Origin of the sequence: Nocardia sp. NPDC050408, from assembly GCF_044458905.1 — a bacterium.
In the GTDB taxonomy this organism is placed as follows: domain Bacteria; phylum Actinomycetota; class Actinomycetes; order Mycobacteriales; family Mycobacteriaceae; genus Nocardia.
The window spans coordinates 32,985-57,546 of the sequence record NZ_JBITIL010000004.1 but is presented as its reverse complement, the minus strand read 5'-3'; the positions used below and the strand labels follow the sequence as shown (position 1 = coordinate 57,546).

General features: G+C 64.9%; 22 protein-coding genes and 1 pseudogene. 14 read left to right on the top strand and 9 right to left on the bottom strand.

The annotated features are described in order from the left end of the window. The first annotated feature begins 49 nt into the window (after positions 1-49). A complete protein-coding gene (locus tag ACIBJI_RS13460; RefSeq protein ID WP_364354385.1) occupies positions 50-490 on the top strand; it encodes an SCP2 sterol-binding domain-containing protein in 441 nt (146 codons plus the stop codon). A gap of 253 nt (positions 491-743) precedes the next feature. Then, positions 744-3,764 (top strand): AAA family ATPase, encoded by a 3,021-nt coding sequence (locus ACIBJI_RS13455; RefSeq protein WP_397084298.1) that lies wholly within the window; start codon positions 744-746, stop codon positions 3,762-3,764. Positions 3,765-3,811: 47 nt separating this feature from the next. On the opposite strand, the gene ACIBJI_RS13450 is transcribed toward ACIBJI_RS13455, so the two are convergent. Next, positions 3,812-5,044, bottom strand: coding sequence for an alpha/beta hydrolase fold domain-containing protein (locus tag ACIBJI_RS13450; RefSeq protein WP_397084296.1), 1,233 nt, complete (start codon positions 5,042-5,044; stop codon positions 3,812-3,814). Positions 5,045-5,152: 108 nt separating this feature from the next. Between ACIBJI_RS13450 and ACIBJI_RS13445 the strand changes: the two genes are divergently transcribed. The 3 genes from ACIBJI_RS13445 to ACIBJI_RS13435 all read left to right on the top strand — a co-directional run bounded on the left by ACIBJI_RS13445 (position 5,153) and on the right by ACIBJI_RS13435 (position 8,046). Beyond that, positions 5,153-5,584 carry an alpha/beta hydrolase gene (locus ACIBJI_RS13445; protein WP_397084294.1) on the top strand — a complete coding sequence of 144 codons (432 nt, stop codon included), beginning with the start codon at positions 5,153-5,155 and terminating at the stop codon, positions 5,582-5,584. A gap of 18 nt (positions 5,585-5,602) precedes the next feature. Next, positions 5,603-6,826, top strand: coding sequence for an FAD-dependent monooxygenase (locus ACIBJI_RS13440; protein WP_397084292.1), 1,224 nt, complete (start codon positions 5,603-5,605; stop codon positions 6,824-6,826). Positions 6,827-7,080: 254 nt separating this feature from the next. Next, a complete protein-coding gene (locus ACIBJI_RS13435) occupies positions 7,081-8,046 on the top strand; it encodes an alpha/beta hydrolase (protein WP_364354400.1) in 966 nt (321 codons plus the stop codon). 182 nt (positions 8,047-8,228) lie between these two features. Here the strand turns inward: ACIBJI_RS13435 and ACIBJI_RS13430 are convergent, their stop codons facing one another. Then, on the bottom strand, positions 8,229-9,119 hold the full coding sequence (locus ACIBJI_RS13430) for an alpha/beta hydrolase (RefSeq protein WP_364354403.1): 891 nt from the start codon (positions 9,117-9,119) through the stop codon (positions 8,229-8,231). A gap of 112 nt (positions 9,120-9,231) precedes the next feature. Here ACIBJI_RS13430 and ACIBJI_RS13425 point away from each other — a divergent pair, with 112 nt between their 5' ends. Both ACIBJI_RS13425 and ACIBJI_RS13420 read left to right on the top strand, forming a co-directional pair. After that, a complete protein-coding gene (locus ACIBJI_RS13425) occupies positions 9,232-10,329 on the top strand; it encodes a glycosyltransferase family 4 protein (protein ID WP_364354406.1) in 1,098 nt (365 codons plus the stop codon). Then, positions 10,329-11,198: a hypothetical protein gene (locus ACIBJI_RS13420; protein ID WP_364354409.1), complete on the top strand. Its 870-nt coding sequence runs from the start codon at positions 10,329-10,331 to the stop codon at positions 11,196-11,198. The genes ACIBJI_RS13425 and ACIBJI_RS13420 overlap by 1 nt, the downstream gene beginning before the upstream one ends. Here the strand turns inward: ACIBJI_RS13420 and ACIBJI_RS13415 are convergent. The 4 genes from ACIBJI_RS13415 to ACIBJI_RS13400 are packed head-to-tail and all read right to left on the bottom strand — an operon-like array spanning position 11,182 to position 14,540. Next, positions 11,182-12,681, bottom strand: coding sequence for a CocE/NonD family hydrolase (locus ACIBJI_RS13415; RefSeq protein WP_397084288.1), 1,500 nt, complete (start codon positions 12,679-12,681; stop codon positions 11,182-11,184). The two genes, ACIBJI_RS13420 and ACIBJI_RS13415, sit on opposite strands and share 17 nt — an antisense overlap. Further along, positions 12,674-13,423: a PIG-L family deacetylase gene (locus ACIBJI_RS13410; RefSeq protein WP_364354415.1), complete on the bottom strand. Its 750-nt coding sequence runs from the start codon at positions 13,421-13,423 to the stop codon at positions 12,674-12,676. Before ACIBJI_RS13410 ends, ACIBJI_RS13415 begins: the two co-directional genes overlap by 8 nt. After that, complete coding sequence (locus ACIBJI_RS13405) at positions 13,420-14,160, bottom strand: lysophospholipid acyltransferase family protein (protein ID WP_364354418.1); 741 nt, start codon at positions 14,158-14,160, stop codon at positions 13,420-13,422. The genes ACIBJI_RS13410 and ACIBJI_RS13405 overlap by 4 nt, the downstream gene beginning before the upstream one ends. A gap of 11 nt (positions 14,161-14,171) precedes the next feature. Then, a complete protein-coding gene (locus tag ACIBJI_RS13400; RefSeq protein WP_364354421.1) occupies positions 14,172-14,540 on the bottom strand; it encodes a hypothetical protein in 369 nt (122 codons plus the stop codon). Between the two features lie 621 nt (positions 14,541-15,161). Here ACIBJI_RS13400 and ACIBJI_RS13395 point away from each other — a divergent pair. Next, positions 15,162-15,620: a site-specific integrase gene (locus ACIBJI_RS13395; protein ID WP_364354424.1), complete on the top strand. Its 459-nt coding sequence runs from the start codon at positions 15,162-15,164 to the stop codon at positions 15,618-15,620. A 146-nt stretch (positions 15,621-15,766) separates the two neighbouring features. On the opposite strand, the gene ACIBJI_RS13390 is transcribed toward ACIBJI_RS13395, so the two are convergent. Beyond that, positions 15,767-16,891, bottom strand: coding sequence for an FAD-dependent monooxygenase (locus tag ACIBJI_RS13390; RefSeq protein WP_364354427.1), 1,125 nt, complete (start codon positions 16,889-16,891; stop codon positions 15,767-15,769). A 95-nt stretch (positions 16,892-16,986) separates the two neighbouring features. Between ACIBJI_RS13390 and ACIBJI_RS13385 the strand changes: the two genes are divergently transcribed. The 4 genes and pseudogenes from ACIBJI_RS13385 to ACIBJI_RS13370 all read left to right on the top strand — a co-directional run bounded on the left by ACIBJI_RS13385 (position 16,987) and on the right by ACIBJI_RS13370 (position 19,167). Beyond that, on the top strand, positions 16,987-17,712 hold the full coding sequence (locus ACIBJI_RS13385) for a TetR/AcrR family transcriptional regulator (RefSeq protein WP_364354430.1): 726 nt from the start codon (positions 16,987-16,989) through the stop codon (positions 17,710-17,712). Positions 17,713-17,892: 180 nt separating this feature from the next. Then, positions 17,893-18,018 (top strand): annotated as a pseudogene (locus tag ACIBJI_RS13380) (recombinase family protein); the annotation flags it as partial. Positions 18,019-18,339: 321 nt separating this feature from the next. Next, a complete protein-coding gene (locus tag ACIBJI_RS13375; RefSeq protein WP_364354433.1) occupies positions 18,340-18,486 on the top strand; it encodes a hypothetical protein in 147 nt (48 codons plus the stop codon). A 285-nt stretch (positions 18,487-18,771) separates the two neighbouring features. Beyond that, the gene (locus ACIBJI_RS13370; RefSeq protein WP_397084733.1) at positions 18,772-19,167 is read left to right on the top strand and encodes an IPT/TIG domain-containing protein; all 396 of its coding nucleotides are present in this window, start codon (positions 18,772-18,774) and stop codon (positions 19,165-19,167) included. A gap of 741 nt (positions 19,168-19,908) precedes the next feature. Here ACIBJI_RS13370 and ACIBJI_RS13365 read toward each other — a convergent pair. Further along, positions 19,909-20,748, bottom strand: a complete 840-nt coding sequence (locus tag ACIBJI_RS13365; RefSeq protein ID WP_364354438.1) for a dienelactone hydrolase family protein — start codon at positions 20,746-20,748, stop codon at positions 19,909-19,911. A 74-nt stretch (positions 20,749-20,822) separates the two neighbouring features. On the opposite strand from ACIBJI_RS13365, the gene ACIBJI_RS13360 reads away from it, so the two are divergent. Both ACIBJI_RS13360 and ACIBJI_RS13355 read left to right on the top strand, forming a co-directional pair. After that, positions 20,823-21,809 carry a helix-turn-helix domain-containing protein gene (locus ACIBJI_RS13360; protein ID WP_364354441.1) on the top strand — a complete coding sequence of 329 codons (987 nt, stop codon included), beginning with the start codon at positions 20,823-20,825 and terminating at the stop codon, positions 21,807-21,809. Between the two features lie 493 nt (positions 21,810-22,302). After that, positions 22,303-23,952 (top strand): FAD-dependent oxidoreductase, encoded by a 1,650-nt coding sequence (locus ACIBJI_RS13355; RefSeq protein ID WP_397084284.1) that lies wholly within the window; start codon positions 22,303-22,305, stop codon positions 23,950-23,952. Positions 23,953-23,957: 5 nt separating this feature from the next. On the opposite strand, the gene ACIBJI_RS13350 is transcribed toward ACIBJI_RS13355, so the two are convergent. Then, positions 23,958-24,368, bottom strand: coding sequence for a hypothetical protein (locus tag ACIBJI_RS13350; RefSeq protein WP_397084282.1), 411 nt, complete (start codon positions 24,366-24,368; stop codon positions 23,958-23,960). Between the last annotated feature and the right edge of the window lie 194 nt (positions 24,369-24,562).

Here is a 24,562-nt window from a genome sequence, read left to right as displayed (position 1 = left end):
ATGCCGACGAACGGGCAACAACCATTCGGCGGCCGATGAAGGGAATCCGATGTACGACATCACCGAGATCGACCCCGAGCAAGTCTCACCGGGTGAGTTCAAGAACCTCATCGCCAACACGTCCGATGAAAAATTGCGCGCCGCGCTGGCTGATCCGAACATACGAAACACCATGCTCGACACCGTTTTCGCGCGCATGCCGGACCGGTTGAGTGTTGACGAAGCACGCGGTGTCGATGCAACCGTGCTATGGCGAGTGGGACAGACTCCCGACGAGTGGCTGGTGACGATTCGCGACGGTGCGTGCACCGTGACGAAGGCGACGGCAGGTGTCAAACCGACGGTGTCCCTGACGCTGGGAGATGTCCTGTTCCTCCGATTGTTGTCCGGGCAGGCGTCGGGGACGAAATCGATGCTTTCCGGCAAGTTGCGTGTCAAGGGTGACGTCCTCTTCGCCAGGCGAGTGGAGAAGCTGTTCAGCACGGATTGACGCCGGCTAGCGACTCGATTCCGCACCGCCCGCACATCTGGACGATTCAGCTCACCTATAGGTCGACAACAGTCGATCACCTTTCTCGGTTCGGTTGCCGACGTATACCAGAGGACAACGTTTCCGAGACGGGGATCGTAGCGGGATCGGGCTCCGCAATCGACAAGACACCGGTGCTGAAGCTGGCTACGATGCAGCCCGGAGATTTCGCGAATGCCCCGCGAAACCCGGCTGTCAGTGCCTGGAAGGTGATATGTCAGGGGTCTCGGCGGGTGGAGCGGCCCGGCCGCTGGTAGGGCGGGTCGAGGAGATGCGCGAGCTGACCCGAGTCCTCACTGCCGCGCGGAAAGGACGAACATCCGCGATCGCGGTGACCGGGGAGCCGGGTATCGGCAAGACCCGCCTCCTCCAGGAGATCCGCCGAGAAGCACTCGCCCAGGGTTTCCAGGTGCTGGAGGGCCGAGGCACCGAACTGGAGCGAGAATTTCCCTACGCCGTCGTGATCGATGCATTCGACGAACCGCTCGGCTCACTGTCCCGAACGAGCCTGAAGGCGCTCGGCGAGGAATGTCTGTCGGAACTGAGTCGAATTCTCCCATCCCTGCACCGATGGAGCGGGTCACCGACAGGATCCACCCAAATAGACCGGCACCGCTGTCACCGCAGTGTGCGGATGGCGCTGCAACGGCTGGCGGCCCAGCGCCCACTGTTGTTGGTTCTCGACGACATCCACTGGGTCGACCACGCCTCGCTCGAGGTGATCGCACACCTGCTGCGAAACCCCGTGCCGCGATGTGCGTTGATGCTGGCACACCGCTCCCGGCAACTCCCCACTGCACACGCGACAGCGCTGGCTCGAGCCGTGTACGACGACACCATTTCATCACTCGAACTCGGGCCATTGTCGATTGCCGAAGCCGCCGAACTACTGTCGGACAATGTCGACACGGCCGACCTGTCCGACTTTTATCGCGAATGTGGTGGAAATCCATTCTATTTACAGGAAGTTTCGCGTGCGCGAATTCGCCTCGACGGCCTTCTCGGCGGGCATCGGACCGGCATCGGTGATTCGTACGGTATTCCCACGATCGTTCATGATGTTCTGGAACAGGAAATACATGCCCTGTCCCCGCATGCACGCAACCTGCTGCAGGCCGCTGCGGTAGCAGGCGAGCCATTCGATCTCGAGCTGGCGAGCGATATTGCCGAACTGGTCGAAACCGAAATGTTCCAGACAACGGACGAGCTGGTCGCGAGTGGGTTGATCTACGAAACGGAAACTCCCGGACGATTGGCCTTCCGCCACCCCTTGATTCGACGTGCGGTCTACGAACGAAGCGGATATGGCTGGCGCAGAAATGCGCACAAGCGGGCAGCGAAGGCGCTCGCGAACCGCAGCACCACCCTGTCGATCCGAGCGCACCACCTCGAACACTGCGGCGAGGCAGGAGACGAAGAGGCCATCACGGTACTCGTCGACGCTGGGAAAGCTGCCTCGCAGCGAGCTCCCGTCGCTGCGGCCCGGTGGTTTCGGGCAGCCTTGCATCTGCTGCCGAACGAGGAATCCGTCGATCGCCGACTCGCCCTGTCGATGTCGCTGGCCGAGGTGTTGAATGCCTGCGGTCGGCTTCGGGAGAGCCGAGAAGTGCTGAGCCGGACTCTGGAACTGACCGCGCCCGTCGACCCCGGTGAACGCGCCCGCATGATGGCCATGCTCGCCGTGATCGAACAGGGGCTCGGCAACGCCGTCGAGGGTCGGCATCTGTTGACGACAGCGCTCACCCTCGTCCCACCCGACAGTGTGGCGGCAGCCGCGCTCGAACTGGAACTCGCCAAAACCGACCTGGTGATGCGGGACTGGGCCGAGGCTGTGGCCGTCTCGGCGAAGGTGCGCCAATCAGCGCGCAAGCGAGGCGACCGACACCTGGACTTCCTGGGTACTGCGGCAAGCGCGTTCCTGAAGACGACGCAGCTCGGCGACATCCTGCGGGAAGCGGGCTCCGACCTCGACGAAGCCGTGCGCACCCTCGACACCCTCACCGACGCCGAAATACCACTCGCGTTGATCGACGGACTGGCCGATGTGGTGATCGCCGCGATTTCCCTGGAGCGGTTCACGATGACCGTCGAGTACACGACTCGGGGAATCCGGCTCTGCCGCCGAACCGGACATGGCAGACGTCTGGTCGACTTCCTGCATTTGCAGGGATTGGCTCTGCTGATGCAGGGGCAGCTCGAGCGCGGGCTCACGGTAGCCGACGAGGCCGTTGAGGTAGCGCTGATGCTGGATAACCCGCCGATGGTGGCGATGGCCGAATCGACACGCTGCTGGATCTTGGCCCTGCAGGGCCACACGGATCAAGCGTTCACTGCCGGTGCGGGCGCGGTCCGTATCACCGAACAACTGCCCAGAGGCCGCTACTCCTACTACCCACCGCTGATATACGGCATGGTCCTGATCCAGGCCGGTCGGTATCGACGTGGCCGTCGGCTGGTCCTGGGCGCCGGGGGCCAATTCGAGATCTACCCGTCATTGATCCCGCAATTCCATCCGTATCTCGTCGAGGCCGAACTGGCACTCGGACGGATCGACGCCGCGGAGCACGCGACTCGTCAGATCGAGCGCATCGCCGATGCATCGCCGTTTCTGCCTATGCGAATCGGCCACACCCGCAGTACCCGCGCCCGCGTACTGCTCGCGCGAGGCGAGTTCGGTGCTGCCGCAGCCCATGCCGAGCAAGCGGTCGCCGAGTACCAACGCAGCGGATGCTCGCTCGAAGTCGCCCGGGCGCGTCTGTTGCTCGGTCATGCCCTCGCCGAACTGGGCGGGAAGCAGGCCGCCAGACGCGAATTCGACAGCGCGCTCATGATCTTCGAGAGCCAGAACGCCGCACGTTTGGCCGAACAGGCGCGGCTGGCGCTGCGCCGAGTGGGCGAGCGACACGTGTCCGGCCGCCGAAGCCGATCCCGTGCGACCAACGTCGGATTCGGCGATCTCACCGAGCGACAGACCGAGATCGTCAACCGCATCGTCCTGGGCAGAACCAACCGCCAGATCTCCGAAGACCTCTACGTCAGCGAGAAAACCATCGAAGCCCACCTCACCCGCCTGTTCGCCAAGCTGGGCGTCTCCTCCCGAGCCGAACTCGCCGCCCTGGTCGCAGCTCAGCAAGACCACCACCAACCCCGACCGGCCCGTGGGCGAGACAGCGTATCTCACCGGTCGAATGACTCGACGGCATCGACGCCACGCCGCGGCGACGATGCGATGTGATCACTCGTCGCCTCCGTGCCGGGAGGTGTGGAACGCGGACACTCAGCCTAAGCGCTCGGCCGAACACGAGGGTGGGCGTGAATATCGGCAGTGTGGTCTTGGATGAAGCGGCCCGCGGCGCGGAGCGCGTCGGCGGCTTCGGGCAGAAAGGACCAGAAGATGTGGAAGTTGTGGGTATCCACGGGGTAGAGCTCCAAACTGATGGCCACATCGTGGGCGCGGGCGTGATCTGTGAGCCGGTGCGCGTCGGTCAGATGGTTATCGCCAGTACTGGCCTGGATGAGCATGGGCGGTAGGCCCGTCAAGTCGGCGAGCAGTGGGGCCACGAAGGGGTTGTCGTCGGAATGCCCGGCCAGATAGTCGCCGATGATGCGCTGATGGAATCGGGCCTGCGCAGGTTCGGGTGCAGGCTCGGACTCTGAGGGCTCGGGACAATGCAGATCGATACCGGGGCAGAGCAGTACCGCCGCGGCGGGCATCGGAAGCTGCTCTTCCCTGATCCGGAGCAAGGTGCACAGGATCAGGTGCGCGCCGATCGAATCGCCGGTCAAGGTGATCCGGCCGGGATCGGTGCCGGTTTCCAGCAGCCAGCGGTAGCCGCGCAGGGCATCCTCAACCGCAGCCGGGTAGGGGTGCTCGGGTGCGAGTCGGTAGTCCAGCACAAGGGTGGTGGTGTTGGCGGCAGCTGTCAGCGCACCCGCGAGCGCGCGGTAGCCGAAGGCCGATCCGGCGATGTAGCCGCCACCGTGCAGATAGAGCACGGTCCCGGCATCGGGGCGAGCGGGTGTCAGCAGCAGACTCGATACCCCGCCGGCGGTGATCGGCCGGATCGAAATCTCCGGCGGTGCCGGGAATTGCGCGTGTAGATCCTCGTATGCCGTACGCATCGCGTGCAGTTCGGCGTCGGCCGCACCTAAGAGCTCCCAGTAGCGGGTGATGTGAGCCAGCAGTTCTCCACCGACCGCTCGCGTCGCCACCACCGCCTCGTCGACCCCCTCGAGGATGCGGCGGGCTCGGTCCAGCAGCGCCTCGCCCGCCAGCGTGAGTTCCACCTGATGGGTGGTGCGGCGCAGTAGGTCACAGCCGATGAGTCGTTCCAGCGCGCGAATCTGCCTACTCAAGGCCGGCTGCGAAACGTAGAGCCGGGCGGCGGCCCGGCCGAAGTTGAGCTCCTCGGCCACCGTGACGAACGCCCGGAGGTGGCGCAGTTCGATCGCGTCCGGCGTGGTCGGCAGCGTGGTCGGCGCAACGGACATACTCTCATCCGACTGGGAACTCATCTCAGCAGTATTGCCGATTCACCGCCGCCGCGGTCATGCCCTACTCGCAAGACTGCCATGCGCATTCGGACCTTCCCTGCCGTACTCCCGGGGTGCCAACGTTGGCCTATGCCTTTCGCACCAGCACCGTGCCGGGTCGCCGAGTTGCACCTGCGCACCACCGTCGAAGACCGGAGCGCCAAGGTCTATTGGCCCGGTCCCACCGGCCCGCCGCCGCGGCCGCTACTGCTGCAATTCGAGATCGGCGGCCCGGAACCAGCAGACGATTTCGACGCATTGTGCCGAAGACTCTGCCGCAGCCACGGTTTCGTCGTGCTGTCGGTGCGCTACGGGCCGCGTTCCGGACAGGATCCGGCGATCGTCTCCGATGCGATGCACACCCTGGAGTGGGCCGCCGACCACGCATCCGCACTCGACGCCGACCCGGCCCGGTTGCTCGTCGAAGGCCGCGGCTCGGGCGGTGCTCTCGCCGAATCGGTGCGCCGCCGCACTCAGGAGTTCGGCTGGCCACCCCTACTACCTCCACTGCCCTTTCCTTGACTTCAGGAGATTCACAACATGATTCATCGCAGCATTCTGATCTCCGGCGCGAGCATCGCCGGGCTGACGTTCGCCCACTGGCTGGGCCGGTACGGATTCCAGGTGACCGTCGTGGAACGAGCGCCCGCTCCTCGTCCCGGCGGCCAGGCCGTCGATCTGCGCGGCGTGGCCAAGGAGGTCGCCGAGCGGATGGGTGTACTGCCTGCCATCGAACGAGCGCGCGTGCACGAGCGCGGACTGGCCTATGTCGATGCCGACGGTAAATGGAAGGCGAGCATGCCTGCGGAACTGTTCGACGGTGCGGGCGCGGTCGCCGAGATCGAGATCCTGCGCGGCGATCTCACCGATATCCTGTACGCGTCCAGTCGCAACGGCGTCGAGTACCTGTTCGGTGATTCCATCACCGAACTGCGGGAAACACCCGACGGCGTCGTGGTCGACTTCCAGCGCCACGCATCACGCGCCTTCGACCTGGTCGTGGGTGCTGACGGCCTGCACTCGAACGTGCGCAAGCTGGCTTTCGGACCTGAGTCCGAATTCGTCCACCACCTGGGTGCGTACCTGGCGTACTTCACCGTGCAGGTCGAGGGGCTGCAGCTCGAAGACTGGTTTGTCATGCACAACGCCCCCGGCGGCCTACTCGCCGCGATCCGGCCCGAGGGGCCCAACAGCGCCAAGGCCATGTTCGGCTTCACCGCGACCGATCTGGTCTACGACCGCCACGACCGGGTGGGCCAGCAGCGGATTCTGCGCGAGCGGTTCGCTGCAATGGGTTGGCACACACCGCAATTGCTGAGTTCGATGGGTCAGGCGCCGGATTTCTTCTTCGACAGCATCAGTCAGACCCGCATCGATCGATGGTCACGCGGACGCGTCGCGCTGATCGGGGACGCTGGGTATTGCGGCTCACCGCTGTCCGGCAATGGCACGGCAATGGCGATGGTCGGAGCGTATGTCCTGGCCGGGGAGCTGGCTCGAAGCCGCGACGACTATTCGGCCGCGTTCACCCGTTATCAGGAAGTACTGCGCCCCTACGTCACCGAATGCCAAAAGCTGCCGCCCGGCGGTGTCAACGGCTTCCTGCCCGCCAGTCGCGCTGCCATCGCCATGCGTAACCTGTCGGTCCGGGCGATGACCTCCGCACCGTTGCGCGCACTGATGGCCAAGTCGCTTCAGAAGGCCGACGCCATCAGCTTGACGGACTACCGCGAATTCGAATCGGTCGCCGCCGGACATCATTGAACAGCCGAATGCGTTCTCGGGCGCTGAGCATGCCGGGGGCGGCTCAGAATATCGAACGGTCGCGGCACAGCGAACGGTCGCGGTCGCCGCGCCCTGCTCCGCCGTCGACAACGAGCTCGGCAATCGCCGCGCGGCTCGTCGGTGGGTAGCCCCCGGCCCGAATTACCTACAGACGGCAGATTCCCCGCCGCCCGGGCGTACCTACTGTCGAAATCCATTGTCACCGCATAACACTGAGCCGACACGGAGTAGCCATGCCTTACTTCACCGCCGCCGACGGAACCGAACTCGCCTACGAGGACTACGGCACCGGCACGCCGCTGGTGTTCCTGGCGAGCTGGGCGCTCAACGCCGACATGTGGGAATACCAGGTCCCCTATTTCCTCGAGCAGGGGTACCGGTGCGTACTGCTCGATCGGCGCGGGCACGGCCGTTCCGATCGACCGTCGAGCGGATACGATGCCGACACTCGGGCCGGCGACGTGGCCGCTTTGATCGATCACCTCGACCTGCGTGACATCATGCTGGTCGCGCACTCGGCAGGCGGCGGCGAAGCCGTCCGCTACCTGGCCCGGCACGGCCACGACCGGGTCGCCGGAATGGTGCTGCTCGCCACCACCCTGCCGTATCTCGAACTGACCGAAGACAATCCCGAGGGTGTGCCCGCCGCGCTGTGCGATGCCACCGTCGCCGAGCTGCGCCGCGACCGCCCCAACTGGTTCGCCCGCCGCGCCCAAACCTATTTCGCCACCCAGTTCAACGCTGTGTCTCCGGCGGTGGTCGACAACGAGGTCCGCCGCTGCCTGTCTGCGGCCCCGTTTGCCTTGACCGCGGTGTGGCAGGCCACCTTCGCCACCGACTTCCGTCCCGACCTGCGCGAGCTGAGCGTGCCCACGCTCATCGTGCACGGCGGTGTCGACCAGTCGGCGCCGGTCGATCGCACCAGTCGGCGGGTCGCGAAACTGTTGCCCCACGCCGACTTCCGTGAATACCCGACCGCCGGGCACGGCCTCTACATCACCCACGCCGAGCAGCTGAACAACGATATCCACGAATTCCTTGTCGACCATGCGACGGTCGCACCACCAAGCTGTGTGACAGACGAGGTAGCGCCGCCTGGCCCGATCATCGATAGTCACGAAAGTTCATCCGAGGCAACAAATACCGGAGCACAGCCTAGGTGTTCTGCCATGGACGTTGGTAACGGCGTGGCGAGCTGACCTGGCGAAGACCTCCGGGTGAAGTGGGAGCTGCCAAGCAAACGCATTCACCGATCCGGAGGTCTTCGTGTCCCCCCGTAATGCGCCGCTGCCGCCGTCCCCGAAGCAGCCCGCAGCCACGAACGCCCGCGCCAACATGCGCGTCCCGCTGCTCTCCGGACCCAGGACGAGATAGGCGGTCTTCATGCCCGGCGCTCTGCGAGATCCAGACTCGTGATGAAAGCACGCAGGTGCCGGTCGACCTCTTCGGGTTTCTTGATCGAACTCAGATGTCCTGCGTCGGGAATGATTACGAGCTGTGCACCCGAAATACTCGCGGCGGCATCGGTTTTGTACCGAAGCGGGATGAACCGATCACCATCTCCCGCAACCACCAACACGGGAGTGGTCCCGAGTGTGGCCAACCCTGCGCTGTGGTCGCACAGGGCGGTGTCGGCGATCAATGCCAGCAGACTCATGGTTCGCACTGACGTGACGAGCCGGCGCGCACGGTCGATGTGCGCGAGCCGCATACGCGGACCGGTACGCGCCTGGCTGCTCGAGTCGTATGTCGGGTGTCGTCGCTCGCTGGTATCGGTGAGCAGCCGGCGCAGCGGAGGTACCACCCGCCAGAGCGCTCGGACCAACACGCGGGTCACGAAACCGGGCAGCCGCAGCGCGATTTCACCCCATCGTGATGGGACGGTGTCCAACAATGCGACGCCCACGATGCGGGTGCCGAAGAGCTCCGGCCGATGCGCAGCCAAGGCGCATACGGCCATACCTCCCAACGAATGCGCGATCAAGACTACCGGTCGATCGGGCACGACGGAGTCGATGATCGCGGCGATGTCGAGGCCAAGTTGGCCGACAGTAGCGCTGTCGACCGGGGATTCGTCGGAGCGGCCGTGACCGCGATGGTCGAATAGGACGATCGTGCCCAGATCCGCGAGTGTCTTGCGCTGCCGGCTCCAGTAGACAAGTGCAGTGTTGATCCCGCTGACGAAGATGATGACTCGCTTGGCGTCGCGATCGCCATCGAGCTCGACATGCAGTCCGGTGCCATCGTCGGCGAGCACCCGAGTTTCGTTCACGCCGCCACCTTTGCCTCAGTGCCGCAAGAACACTGATCATTATAATTTACCTTCGCTATGATTCATGATCAGCGCACAGTGGGTGCGTTGGATCCAGTCGAGGGGTTGACGCGTGATCGTGCACCTTACTGATGTCTTCACTCCCCGCGTCGGTGGCATCGAGGTTCAGATCGAGCGGCTGGCGCGCGCCCAAACAGCTGCGGGCGAGGAAGTCCATGTGATCACTGTGACCAGCGGGACCGACGGCGATATGGCAATGCCGTACAGGGTGCATCGCATCACCCGGGCTGGGCACCTGCGTTCGTTGCTGCTGCGCCTACGACCACAGGTGGCGCATGTGCATCTGAGCGTCTATTCACCGTTCGCGTTGCGCTCCGCGAGACAGCTAGGGCTGCTCCGGATTCCGACCGTGATGACAGTGCACAGTATGTGGGACGCGCCCGTGCGAGCGTGCTATCGCCTGATCGGAAGGGCCGGTGACTGGCGACGTCGGTTCGTGCTGACCGCGGTGAGCACAGTGGTCGCCGACCAGGTCGCCCGCGCGTTGCCCGGGACCGCGACCGTTGTTGTTCCCAATGGCATTTCACCGGCATTGCAGCAGAACACCTCTCGCCTATCGGGAGAACTACATGTCGTCTCCGTCGGCCGGTTGGTGACCCGTCGGCAACCGTTGATCCTGCTGAAAGTTCTTCGGATGGCGCAGCAACGGCTCGATGGTGAGGTCGCGGTGCAAGCCACCGTTGTCGGCGCCGGTCCACGGACGGACGCGATGCGGCGGTACCTGTATCGGCATGGCATGACCGAGTGGGTGCAGTTGGTCGGGGTACAGGATCAGCACACCATCCGTGACCTCTTGGCCACCGCGGATGTCTACCTGAACGTGACCAGTCGCGAGGCGTTCGGGCTGGCCACATTGGAAGCGCGCACCGCGGGGCTGCCGGTGGTCGCCCGATCCGGTACGGGAGTGGCCGATTTCGTCGAGCACGGGCGTGAGGGGTTATTGGGCGACACGGCAGCCGAGCTGGTGACGGCGTTGGTGCAGCTCGGGCGCGATATGCAGCTGCACCACCGGATGACCTCGCACAACCGCACGGTGGCACCGTCGGAACACAGTTGGCCGGTCGTGCTGGATCGGCTTCGCCATTGCTATGACGAGGCGGAACGTCGGGCGTGCATGTCCCGCGCTACGACGGCGGGGAAGGCCGCCTGATGATTTCGCCTGTGCATGTTGCCCGGATCTCTTGGAGCAACGTTGATCATCTGCGCAAACGGTTCGGTAACGCCACCCTTGCCAGCCTGACTCGCGACGTGACCCGGGCGGCCCGATTACTGCGGAACGACCCGGCTCCGCGGATGGTGCCTGCGCGTGCCGAACGCGTCGTCGTGACACTGTCGACCGTGCCGCGACGACGCAGGCACCTGCGCCCGGTCCTGCGCAGCCTTCTGGACCAGACCGTCCCCGCCGATCGGCTGCTGCTGGCCTGGCCGCGGCATTCGCTCCGGTTGGGGGTTGCCTACCCCGACCCGCCGTCGCTGCCCACCGGGGTGGACATTGTGCGGTGCGAGGACGAAGGTCCGGCGACGAAGTTGCTGCCCGCGCTGCGGGCGGAGCCGAACGCGGTGCTGGTGGTCGTCGACGACGACGCGATCTACCCTGAGACCTTCCTCGAGGACCTGCTCGCCGCCCATCGCCAGGATTCGACCGCAGCGCTGGGATTGCGCGGCCAGCATGTCCGATTCGGTTGTGACCCAAGGTATCTCGAGCATGTTTGCGGGACGGCGGTACTCGAGCACGTCCCGGTCGACGTGTTGATGGGCATGTGGGGATATCTGATTCCGCCCGGATCGCTGGACGAGGCTGTGCATGATTTCGAAGGTTGGCCCGGCGAGGTGCGGTGGCAGGATGATGTGTGGATCTCGGCGCATCTGGCCCGGCGGCGAATATCGCGGCTCGTGGTACCCGTGAGCGGCACGCCACTCGAATCCACTGGTGCGTTCGTGGGAGCGTTGCATCACACGGTGAATCGCTCCGGCCACAACGAGGCGGTAGCGTTCGAGACGTTCAAGACGTGGTGGTGACGATCGGCAGCACCACCGCGCTCGGTCTTTGCGGGTCGTGGAAAACCTTCTGCTCCACGACCTCGCGGTGGCGGGCAAAGCGCGGCACCGCGGCACCACAAACATGCACTCGGAGTCGATGACCTGCCGCGAATTGGTGGGCTATCGGCCACAATTCGACCTCGACCTTGCCCGTTGTCTCGTGGCCGACCCGACGCACGCCCTCACAGATGTTGTATGAGCGACCGTCGGGATGCACATCGCACAGCCGCACCACGAAGTCTGCGCCCGTTGGCGGACTGCTGTGGAAATACAGCCGCGCCGCCGCAGTGCCGATTACCTCAACCGCAGCACTCAGCGGTTCGCTGGTGTAGGTCAGCAGGTCTGCGCGGGTCTCGATCCTCCGGCAGTCCTCGGGTCGAGATTGGCCAACGATCACCGGCCCGCGCGGTGCCGGGGTTGGGTCGGCGGGGTCATAGCGGTAACGGTCACCACCAGACTCGTCAGGGCCATTTCGGGCCAATCCCCCGCCCGTGCGCAAGAACCATGGGACGGGGCGGGTTCCGGGCAGGGGCCAGTCGGCGTAGTCGCGCCATTGCCGTGCCCCAGTGACGAACAGCCGGACAGGAAGCTCCCGCAAACCCGCGCGGTCACCGCACAGATGCGCCCGGAACCATTGCCGTGCTTCGCGGTTCGCGGTGAGAAACAGCTGGGGGTGATAGTGCCCCCACGGCCCGACCGTCAGGTGTGGTGCGGCGCCCGCCGCCCGCAGCGCGAGAAAGTCGCGAATCAGGCCGGGCAGGAAGATGTCATACCATCCGCCGACCAGATGCACCGATGCCATGACGCCGGATCGGGGCGCATGGCTGTGATCCAATCTTGCTCGCAGCGGGCTGCCTGGCCCTCCGTCAGCGATGACGGCTTGGTAGAACGGTACCGCTCTGCCTCCGGTCGCCACGTCGAGTTCGGCCGCGGGCCGACCGGACGCAATGGCGCGGCGCGCCCGCCTGGGTGCCAGCAGTGCGGTGGTGAAGCTGTGGTTGGAGCACCAAATGAGCACCGACTCCAGTGCGGTCGACCCGCCGGTAAAGATCGTGTCAGCGATCGACGACGACGCCACATGCACCGACATCGCGCGTAATTCGGTCACGTCGGCCGCAATAGCCCAGTGTGCGAACCCCATCGCGCTCATGCCGTGCAACGCGAGGGGCCCGCGAAACCAGGGTTGTCCGCGCAGCCACGCCACTGTGGCAAGGCCATCCTCGCGCTCGGTGCTCAAAGGCAACACCTCGTCGCAGGATCTTCCGTCCTGCACGACGACCTGGAAGCCGTGTCGAGCGAAGTAGCAGCCGTAGAGGATGCCCATCGGGCGGCGGCCCATCGGCGACCGAACCAGGATTGTCGCCTGTGCCGGGCTGTTGGCAGGCAGGTAGAGATCGGCGAGCAAGAGCGTGCCGTCAGCCATCGGGATGGACAGATCGCGTTCGATGCGGAGATCAAACATTGCGCCGCACAAACCATTCCGTGCCGAGTACCCATCGGAACAGCGGCTGCGGCAACCGCAGCAGAGCGGCCAACGTGCGCACTCCGTCACCGCCAGCCGCCTGGCTGGCATGCGCGGCCATGCTCGCCCGCTTGCCTGCTGCGTAGCCGCGTACGTTCACCCGGTGAGTGATCGCGCTGCCGGGCGAGTAGCTGCTGGCGAGCCGGTCCGGCGTCAGCCCGGTCGGTGTCAGGCGAAACAGGGCGGCGATCTGGATCGCCCGCAGCAACATGTCGCGGTCGACGGTGGCTTCCAGCAGTACTGGGGTGCCCGCGATCCGCGCCGCGAGCGAACCCACGTGGTGCAGATGAACGTGGTCGGGATGCCCATAGCCCCCCGCCGGGTCGTAGGACGTGACCAGCTCGGCGCGCTCCTCGACCAGGAGTGCGGCGATCCGCTCCGCAGCCTGCTCGACTGGCGTGGCGGAGAACGAGTTCGGTGCGGCACCATCCGATCCGGAATCGCCGTAGCCGAGGAACTCCACCCGCGCGCAGCCGAGGGCGGCAGCCGAGTCCATCGTTTCCCGCCGCCGTCGCGCGCCGAGTTCGGTCCCAGCAGGCGAATCCGTGAGTCCCGCTTCACCGTCTGTGGCGACCACCAGGACGACCCGATGGCCCTCAGCGGCCAGGCGCGCCATCGTGCCCGCGGTCAACAGGGACTCGTCGTCTGGATGGGCGTGCAGGAACACGCAGGTCGAGCTCACGAGACCTGCCCACGGCGCTTAGCGTTCTCATCGGCGTCCCGCGCCGCGGCCTCCTCAGGGCCGGGTGCGGTGCCGCCGAGATGCTCAGGCTGCCACCACTTCTCGGTACCAGAGCACGGGTACTCGCGTTGTGCGCAGTCCAGTAGTGCCTGCATAGCTACGCGCAGTTGCTCGGTGACCTCCTCGGGATCGTCCTGGGATGTCGGGCGCAATGGTTCGCCGATGAGGACGGTGATCGGCAGCAGTGGCTGGATCAGCTCACGCCGGGCCTTGGTCCACAACCGGTGCGTTCCCCACACCGCAACAGGGATCAGCGGCACACCCGCCGCGCCTGCCAGTCGGGCTGCGCCGGTCCGCAGCCGCTGGACGGTAAACGACCGGGCAATAGTGGCCTCGGCGAACACGCCGACCACCTCGCCGGACTTCAGTGCGTCCGTGGCTGCGTCATATGCCGCGCCTCCGCTCATGGGCCGGATCGGAATCTGTCGCAGGCCGCGCATCATCGGCCCGTACACCCGGTGGTCGAACAACTCCTGCAACGCCAGGAACCGCACACAGCGCCCGGCTGCACCCAAAGCGACTGCGAACGGGTCCAGGTAGGACACATGATTGGCGACGATCACCGCGCCGCCCGTTGCGGGGATGTTCACGTCGCCACGGATTCGGATCCGCAGCCCCAGCGCGCGAGACGCCACCCTGACAGCGAGAACTACTGCGGGATAGATGACATCACCCATACCGTGACAATCTAGTGTCCTGCGCCTGAAATGCGTTGAAGATATTTAGCGAGTGATTCGAGGATTTCCTCTGCGGTTTTGCGCCAGAAGCGTTGGGAGTTGGGACGCTTGGCAGGTGGCAAATCACGACGATCCTGTGCCGCCAGGCAGTTCGGACGATGACGTGGCCCCTTCCGCCGAGAAGGAGACTGCTGTAAGGCGGAGGCGTACAGCACCTGGTCGACAGCGAGGCCGACCGATGAACGAACCTCGAACAGCGTGATCCTGCGGGCAATCATCGAGGACTCGCGGCCTCCCGATCCGGTGTTCGACGGGCTGACACCCGCCCAAGCCAGTCCGGTGCAAGCCATGCTCGCGCGAATCGAGTCTGAAATAGACACCGAGCCAAATGAACACGAGAAAACTGGTCAGCGTCTATACGACTCGCTCGACGACGGCCACGGACCGGCCCCGGCGATATCCGAGCCATCATCGGCGCCTGGCCGAACATCACGCGGGCGCTCGACAATGTTGATGACGCGGTCACTCGTCGGATCTCATTGGGCCAGATCGACACCGTTGTGCACTTGCTGCACACCGTCATCACATTCCTTCTCGATCGCCACGACCGCGCACGCACCTGCCGAGCGCCTCGCGGAATTGGTTCGCGGACATAACGTCGCTGTGGAGTGGTTCCTCCAGACCACAGTTGTCGAGGCGGCATCGGCCGAGGCCGACAGCGTCGTGCTACTGGTTAGCCCGGAGTTGGCCGACATTCTCAGCACCATCGTCCAGCGCTTGCGCAATTCGGACGGCTCGATCCCGCTGGTCGTCTCCTACGACGTCAGGGAGAGAATCTGGAACCCGCCCGCGCCGGTGCTGTTCCAGCGCGGAACCGGCAACGAACGCCGGGCTTATACCCCGACCGCGATCCGCAAGCTGCTAATCAACGCCCTCGCCGCGACCCAGCTCACCGACCCCAACGGCGACCCACTGATTTTCAGGCCCACGACTTCCGCCACATGTTCACCACCGAGGCCGTCGGATCCGGGCTGCCGCTGCACATCGCCGCGGCCCTACTCGGCCACCTCGATCTCGACACCACCCGCGGCTGGACCGCCGTCTTCGCCGAGGATGTCATCAGGCATCACCAGCAATTCATCACACACCGCCGCGCCCTCGCGACAGCGACGAATACCGCCACGTCACACCCGAGGAATGGACCGAGTTCGAAAAGCACTTCCTGCTGCGCCGGGGTCGAACTCGGCGACTGCTTCCGCCCCTACGGGACACCCTGCATCCACGAACACGCTTGCGTGCGTTGCCCATTCCTGCGACTAGACCCCACCCAACGCCCCCGACTCGAACAAATGCAACACAATGCCCGCGCCTGCCTCGACGAGGCCCGTCATCGCCAGTGGCTCGGCGAGGTCAGCGCCCTGCAGGAAACCCTGCGCCATATCGACGCGAAACTCGCCTGACGGGCCCGCGCCGCTGTCCGAGGTGGCTACATCGGTGAATCCTGACGCAGTTGACCGGCGAATCCTGAGGGCACCCCAGCCAGTCGAGATGAGTCCTTCGATGCGAGGAAAGACCGCAGTGCTGTTCTGCGAGGTGAAATTTCGGCTCAGGACAGTTTCGCTTCGGGGGCGAAGGCGGGCAGCTTCTCGAGACTGCCCCGCACGGCCTCGGCGCCGTAGTCGAACATCTGCCGCTCGTAGTCGTCGACCGCGCTGTGCAGGTCCTGGCGGTCGTCGATGGCCTCGATCAGGCAGCGGCGCAGCAGGTCGGCATCGCGCAGCGCGGTGTTCGCGCCATTGCCGCCGGTCGGGGAGGTGGCGTGGATCGCGTCGCCGAGCAGCGTGACTGGGCCGGGCGCCCAGCGCTGGCCGGGCTCGACCACCCGGATGGACAGCAGCGTGCTGTTGTCCGGGTCGGCCTGTTCGATCAGCGCGCGCAGCCGCGGGTGCCAACCTTGCATCCTGGACAGGACGGCGTCCTGCGCGCTCAGGTCCTCGAGCGAGCCGTTGGGCGGCAGGATCATGGCCCAGCGCACGTAGTCCCCGATGTCGGGCAGTGAGACTTCGGGGGCCAGTTGTTCGGCGGCCTGCTTGGGCGGGGTGGGGAAACGCATCGCGCCCAGCAGCAGGCTGACGCCGTCACCGGTGATCTTCGATCCGTAGGCCTTGGACAGGCCGGCGAACTCGTCGGTCAGTGGGGTGCGGCCGATGACGAACCGGACGCCGGTGTCGGTCGGGGTGGTCTGTGGCGACAGCACCCCGCGGACCGCGGAGGTGATGCCGTCCGCGCCGACGAGCAGGTCGGCGGTGGCCGGGTCGCGGCGGGCGAACTGGGCTCGGACTTTGCCACCGGCCAGGACGTCGTAGCCGGTGAGCGCGGCGTCGGTGTGCACGGTGAGGCCGGTCAGCAGTAGGTGTCGTAGCACTTGGCGGTCGACGACGATGCCAGTCCGGCTCGCGCCGAGCCTGCCGATCTCGTTCAATTGCGGGTCCAGGATCAGCTGCTCGGCGGAGGCGTCCATGACGATCTCATTCAGCAGCGGGTGCCAGCGCGTCGGCAGGCAGTCGCGCAGCGCCTGAAAACCGATTGGGTTCAGCACGAGCCGATAGCCCTGGAACCGCGCGACAATCCCCGGGTCGCGTTCGAACACCTCGGCCTCGATCCCGGCACCACGAAGGCCCTGCGCGAGCGCCAGACCTCCCAGACCGGCTCCGACAACGGCAACTCGCATCGCACACCTCCGCGAACATCGATACGAACTAAGTTCGTTATTGCGATCAAAGTTCTACCTAACGAACTTAGATCGTGTCAAGGTAGAGTTCCGGCATGCCCGCCGCTCCCCGCCAACGCCGCGCCGCTCGCCACGCCCAGCCCGCAGCGGGGTCCGTCGCGGAAGCACCACGCAAGCAGCCGATCACCGTCGAACGGATCACTGACGCCGCCTTGGAAGTCGTCGCCACCGAGGGGTATGACGCCCTGACCGTCCGCCGGGTCGCCGCCGTGCTCGGTACCGGTCCGTCGTCGCTGTATGCGCACATCGTCAACAAGGACGACATCGCCGATCTGCTGATCGGCAGGCTCTACGCAGAGGTTGCGCTCCCCGAACCGGACCCGACTGCCTGGCGCGAGCAGCTACTAGGGGTGTACACGCAGATCCGCGACCAGTACCTGAAATACCCCGGCGTCTCGCGTGCCGCGCTGGCCACGGTGCCGACCAATCTCGAGACACTGCGCGTCGGCGAAGGAATCCTGGCGATCCTGCTCGCGGGTGGCATCGAGCCGAGGACGGCCGGATGGGCCCGCGACGCGCTCTCCCTCTACGTCAGCGCCTATGCGCTCGAACAGTCGCTGGTTCAGCAACGGCGCCGACGCCAGGATCAGGAATGGGTGCTCAGCCACGAGGAGTTGTTGGACCGCTTCACCGCCCTGCCCGCCGAGAAATTCCCGCTGACTCGACGTCATGCCGCCGAGCTGATCTCCGGCACCGGACCCGACCGGTTCGAGTTCACCCTTGGCCTACTCATGAACAATCTGCGGCCCGCATTCGATTAACCCACGGCGCGCGGTGGCCACAAGGATCGACTACCGGAACGACAGCTCGATCCAGCCGACCGCGATCGAGATCCTGTCCGGAGTGGACCGTGGCCACCATGAGCCACCACCACGACCGCTGCGGCCTCGCCGGCAACCCAACATCACGCGCGATGGCGCTTGCTGCGACGGTCCAGCGATGTGGACCGGCTCGCCCGCAACCTCGACGATCTGCACCACCTGGTGCGGTTGCTGACCGGCAAGGGTCTGCGGGACGAATTCATCAAGGAGGCATTGACTTTCGCTGGGGAGGACTCGGCGATGGCGCTACATGGCGGTGAATATCGCGCGGCTCATGGAAGGGGTACCCGCGCGGGGTTCAGCGAGCCGAAAAGTGTCGGTAAGCGGAAGGGGCATCTGCCGAGTCTGCGGGTTGGCCCTCGAGCACTTGAATCTGGTCGTGCGGGTTGGGCTCGTCTATTGTTCGTTAATTGTGACGGCGGTTGCTCACGAATCTCGACGGGCGTGTTGAGGAGTCGAGATTTTACGGATTCAGGCATCACCGTTGATTAATGATGTAACTGTAAAGAGTATAAGAGTGCGTAGACAAGGAGCGTGCCGACGTCTGAGATGTCGAAAGTCGAGCCTGTGTGCGACGACCCCCCACTGATCGGCCCGAGCTGCGACTCACTGCCGATGTTCATCGAGCCTGCTCAGCTGCAATTGCTCGACAACTGGGGCTCGCCGGTCGACCTCTTCCGCATCCATCGAGCAGCCCAGAAGCACAGCGACTGAACATATGTCCAGAATCCGGGACCTGTACCCCTCCGGCGGCGCTCATCGAAATAACTCGATCTGGACACGCGATCAAGCTTCTCGAGAAAACGCTTCTGGGATTCGTGAGTAAACATCGTCAAAATTCAAGAAATAAATTCCGGCGTTAATAGGGGACTTGATGATGTAGCCCAAAGAAGGCTGTTGTGCTGAGATCTTCGGCAACGTATCTTTGTGGATGGGTCTATATTTGATCCCATTTATGCGAGGGGGAAATGTAGGCGACGCGAAATTACTGGTGTGAACATGCGTGCCGATACTGCCGGTAACACCCCGAATGCTTGGTCGGCCCCAATACCTGATGATCCGGAGCTCCGGGCCTACAGGTCATCTGCGACACCGTTGCAGTACAACCCTTTTTCACCTTCTCCGTTTGGATTGATACCAATGGCACCTGTTCTCACCTCCCTGACACCCTCTTCCGGCCCTGCGACGGTTTTCAGCTCTGTGGTGATCACCGGCTCCGGGTTCAGTAATGTCGGTCCTTTGACCGTGCGGTTCGGTAGCCAGGCAACCACATTCACCATCGACTCCGACACTCAGATCACGGCCATCTCCCCGACGGGGACAGGCACGGTGAACGTCACCGTCACCGTGGAGCTGGACGGCACCAGCAACTCACTGCCCTACACCTACGTCTGACGGCTGGTGCGGCTGGGCCGTCGGCCGGATTGTCCTTGATCTGCACCGCGGCCCGGATCGCCTGCTCAGCCACCTCCCGAACCCGCACCATCCCTACTTCCAGCCGCCGCGAATTATCTGCGGTAGTGTGCCGCCCATCGCCCGGCCATTGATAGCGAAACCGCTCAACGAGACTTTTCGATGATTTGGACCCGCAGAGCAGTAGTGTGGTCGGTGCCCCAATTGAGTTGGGTGCGTATACATTCGAACCTCGGCCCCGGTCCCTGCAACTTGGGTTCACACGATCGTCGCAACACTCTCGATTCGAGAGGTTGCGGCGATCGTGTCGTTTTCGGAGGATGTGGTTCGGTTCGGTGATCAGCTGGCGCGGCTGGTCGATGCCGGGGTTGCGGTGAGGGATGCAGCTGGGTTGCTGGGGATCGGGCGGGGCGTTGCTATGCGATCTTGCGTGCGAAGGGTCGTCCAGCGATTCACTCGCGGCGGCCCGAAACACCCCACCTATCAAGCCCTCGAAGAGTTGGGACGGGCGGTGCGCACGATCTAATCCGCAATTCCACGACCTGATCGGCGACAACGAACGCCGGGCGATGTCGCCGTTGTCCTGGTCGAATATCAACCCTTATGGCCGATTCCGGCTCGACATGGACACACGCCTGGACCTGAGCCGAGAACGTGTTGCGGGCTGGAGAATTCCTGTACGTCGGAAGTGGCCGCGAAGCTGGACCAGCAGTGGACGCGATGTCACTGCAACGGGACGTCCGCAGTCAGCCGGTCCACGAGAAAGGCGAGGATCTCGTCGCGGGCCGCGGCGGTCGGCTCCCCCGCCGTATCGACCAGATGCGCGGTGACCACACTGTGCGGGCAGCCGACGATCTGCGAGAAGAACGGCGGCGGAGAGGGGTTCGCCGCGTCGGCGGGCAGCACTCTCGGCTCGAAACGCGGACCCAGCGCTGCGGCGTAGGCGGCGAAACGCTGCGCGGTGCAGAAGCGGTCGCCCTCGAAGCGATAGGCGCGCACCACGAGATCATCGCGATCGAGTCGCTCCCGCACGGCCGCGAGCTCACCGGGCGAAATCTCTAGTCCGCCAGGCTCATCCAGTGGCAGTGACGGCTGGCACAGCACCGGCGCCAGCATCGCGGGCTCGAGCATCATGGTGAGCGCGAAATTCCCGGTGAAGCACATACCCAGCGCGCCGACGCCGAGACCGCCGCATTCGCGATGGGCCAGGGCTGCCAGCGCACGCAGCCACACCGCGACCGGGCTGGACTTGCCCGCGCCGAAGGCCCGGAATTCCGCGCTGACACAGGCTCGTTTGAAGACTTCCACGCCGGCCTCTGCCTCCGGATAGGCACCGTCGCGGCCGAACAGTGACGGCAGGTAGACGGTGAGCCCGGCGTCGCGCACCCAGCGGGCGAAGCGAGCCACATCGGGACTGATGCCGGGCATTTCCGCCATGACGATGACCGCCGGTCCGTTGCCGCTGACGTACACCGTGTGGGCTACTCCGTCGAGCGTGATCGACCGGGGTGCGAAATCGGCGAGGTCGTCGTCGAGAGAATCCTGTGGGAGAGGTTGCTGCACACCCCAAACCCTGCCGCAGCAGGTCAGCACACCGCCATTGGCAAGATCGCCACTCTTCGGTCTAATCTCGCCAAATGATTACCCACCTCGCGCTGGACGGTGTGCTCGAAGGTGCGCTCGGCCTCGGTATCGACATCGTCGACACGGCAGCCGGGATCGCCGGTGACACGACGAGCGGGCGGCTGCGGCAGCGCGTCGCATCACTCGATGGGCTGCCGGTCCGATCCAGCGGTGGGCGGCTGATCAGCGTCGATACCGAAACCCCGCTCGGCGCGGCGGAGTTCGAACCCGGCGATATTCTGGTGCTGCCCGGGCCGTCCGCGTCCAGCGAAGCGCCTGTCGAGGAACTGCTGACCCGACCCCAGACCATGCAGGCCGTCGAAATCATCCGGCGTGCGGCAGATTCCGGCGCTACGGTAGCTGCCTCCTGCTCGGCTGTCTTCGTGCTCGCGGCCTCGGGGCTGCTGTCGGGCCGGGCCGCCACCACTACTTGGTGGCTGGCGCCGCTGTTGGCCCGCCGCTTCCCCGATGTCACCGTGCACTCCGATCGCATGGTGGTCGACAGCGGCGCAATACTCACCGCCGGTGCGGCTTTCGCCCACACAGATCTGCTGCTGGCGCTGGTCGCCCGCCTCGGCGGCGGTGCACTGGCCGAGCAGGTGGCTCACTACCTGGTGCTCGATGCCCGCATGTCGCAGTCGCGCTACATGGTGCTCGAGCATCTACGGGCCACCGACCCGGTGCTGCGCGCCGTGCAACAGCACGTGCACGCCAATCTGCACCGGCAACTATCGCTGGACGAATTGGCCAGTGTCGCAGCGGTTTCTCCGCGCACTCTGACCCGCCGCATCCGCGACCGCGTCGGCGTCTCACCCACCCAGTACGTCCATCGCCTCCGGGTCGGGCAGGCGGCCACCCTACTCACAACCACGCGCGAACCCGTCGACGTGATCGCGGGCGCGGTGGGTTACGCCGATCCGGCGGCCTTCCGGCGCATCTACCGCAGGCACACTGGCGAGACACCGACCGCCACCCGCACCCGCGCGGCCGAATCGACCTAATAGGCCTATGCGGGCCGATCACCCGCGCAAACGCTCGTGTCCGCTCGCGCGACTCGGGGTTGACCGTCGACATGGCACAACCGGTGGACACGAGAACAAGACCGGACGCACCGTGGCCACATACGATGGCGAAAGCTGAACGCCCCAGCACTTCTCGCAATATTCGAGCAGTTCATCGCCAATAATCGCGCAGGTGGCCGGCGTCAGCTGAAACGCGAAAGTTGAACTCCCGCACCGGACATCGGTGCGGGAGCATCCGGTCAATATCCGATTGTGAAGCGGCGCTGGATTAACCGCGGCAGTTTGGTGACTGGGCATCGCCAAGCCCAGCGACACCTGTTCAACAAGTTCCTCGACCAACTGCACCACTGACTGCAAACCGGCCAACCCTACAACGAAAATCGAGCCTTCCCACCGCCTTCCGAGGCCGTCGAAGTTTGACTCTTAGCTACATGAGATGTCTTTCTGTTGGAGCTTCGTTGGGACGGGACGTGTGCTGACTGCCGCTGAGCAGAACTGGATCGTGATCGCTCCCGTGACCTACAGCCGCCCTGCCAGCGGGTTTCCAGCACGGGGTGAATACGCGGCAACAAGAAACTTACGGTTTCAACGTTCGTTGACATCCGCGTTCGGTGGTGGTTGCATCAGCGGTAGCAGGGGGTTTGCCATGAAATGGTCCGACATGAAGCCGGTGCGGACACAGACATGCGATGTGTGCGTTATAGGGGCCGGGATAGCAGGGCTGAATGCCCTATTCGTCGCGAGCCGTTATCTGAGCCGCGACCAGAAAGTCATCCTTGTGGACCGGCACACGCGGGCTGGCGGGATGTGGGTCGACACGTATCCGTACGTCAGGCTGCATCAGCCCCATCCGCTGTTCACCGCGGGCAACATCAAGTGGACGATCCGGAAGGATCGTTCCTACCTCGCGACGAAGAGCGAGGTCCTGGAGCATTTGGAGCACTGCCTGCAGGTCATCGAACAACGCGTCCAGGTCGAGGAGCACTTCGGCTGGGATTACCAGTCGCACGAGGAAACCGGTGGCGGCGTGCGCGTCACCTGCACCGGCCCCGACGGCGCCACGCTCGTGATCACGGCAACCAGGCTGATCAAAGCGTTCGGCACCAACGTCGTGCCGAAGGAACCGCTACATGTGTCGAGCAACCGAGTGCGGTCGGTGTCACCCAACTACTGCGACGTGCGGGGCGGCGAGATAGCCCGCAGTGACACACCGGTGTGGATTATCGGCGGCGGTAAAACCGCGATGGACACTGCTTTAGCGCTGATCACGACCTGCCCGGGCCGGGAAGTGAACCTCGTTGCCGGGCCCGGGACCATCTTTGTCAATCGCGAGCAGATCATGCCGCCCGGCGTACGCCGCTGGTGGGCCGGTGTCATGCCGAACCGCCTGTTCACCGACATCACGCGCCATTTCGACGGAACCAACGAGTCCGAGGTCCAGGATTGGCTGCTGGCCACCGCCGGACTGTCCGTGACCCCGGAAGCGGGTAACTTCTTCGCCGGCCTGCTGTCGCAGACAGAGCAGCAGATCATTCAGCAGGGCCTGAACACGGTCGTCATGGATCACTTCCAGGATGCGGTCGCCCGCGACGGCGCCGTCGAGTTGCTGTTCCGTAGCGGCGATACCGCGGCGACCAGGGCTGGCAGCTGGATCGTGAACTGTACCGGGTACCTGCTGCAGGCCAGCACACCCTATGAGCCCTACGTGTCCCCCAGCGGCTCGGTGCTGTCGATTCAGACACGCTCGGGGACATTCGGGTTCCTCTCGTTCGGCGGTTATTTCCTCACCCACCTGATGTTCCGGGACAAGCTCCGGGAGCTGCCGTTGTACGCCCTCGACGCAGAAGAGATGCGGACAAAGACAGCGACGGCAGCCGCACTCGCATACACCGCTCTGACGCTGCACCTACACAATCTGAGCATCATTTACGACGCGCTCGGGCCGTCGGTGTTCCTGCAGTGCGGACTCGATTTCGACCGGTGGTATCCGATACACCGGCGCCTGGGCAACGCCGCGCATTTCATGCGGACACATCGGCGCGACCGGGAACACAACCGCCAGACCCTCGACACCATCCGGGAACGATTCAACGTCCGCTGCGGCCCGATCGTCGGCGTCTGAGGACGTCAGTCCCGCACCGACCGCACGCGCCGGGTGGTGATCGGCAAGTTCAGCTGGTTTCTGGTCGGAAATCCGTGGGGACCAGCCGCCGACGAAGTCAGCGAACACGACGCCCGCACCGTCCTCACCGACGCCGCCGTGGCCCACATCGCCGTCGAGGGATTCACCGCCGAACCCGTACCCGATCGGACCCGCTGCACACTGGCTTCTCTGAGCGCGCGGAGCAGATCCAACTGGCTGTACGTATCGATGACTCGCTGCGCATCGCCGGGGTCCGTCAGATACCAGGGGGCCTGTCTGAAGTGATCGGCCAACGCGATCAGCAGCGGCCAGTGGCCGATGCCAGCACGTGGCGAATGGCGGTAGACCGGTAGTGCCGTCGAAACTGATACCCGCCACATGAACGGACGGGGCATCAGCCGACCTATTGCCGCCCAGGTACGGCCTTGGCGTTTCGAACAGAAACCGCCTGCGGAGTCAGCGTCTGGGCAACGCCAGAGCCACCGGCTCCTGGAACTATGCCAGGAAAATCCGCGACGACCACCACCACGTCACCAGCCAGGTCAACGGTGGGCGGCCCCGCTGACCGTCTTCGCCGACCTACTCGACC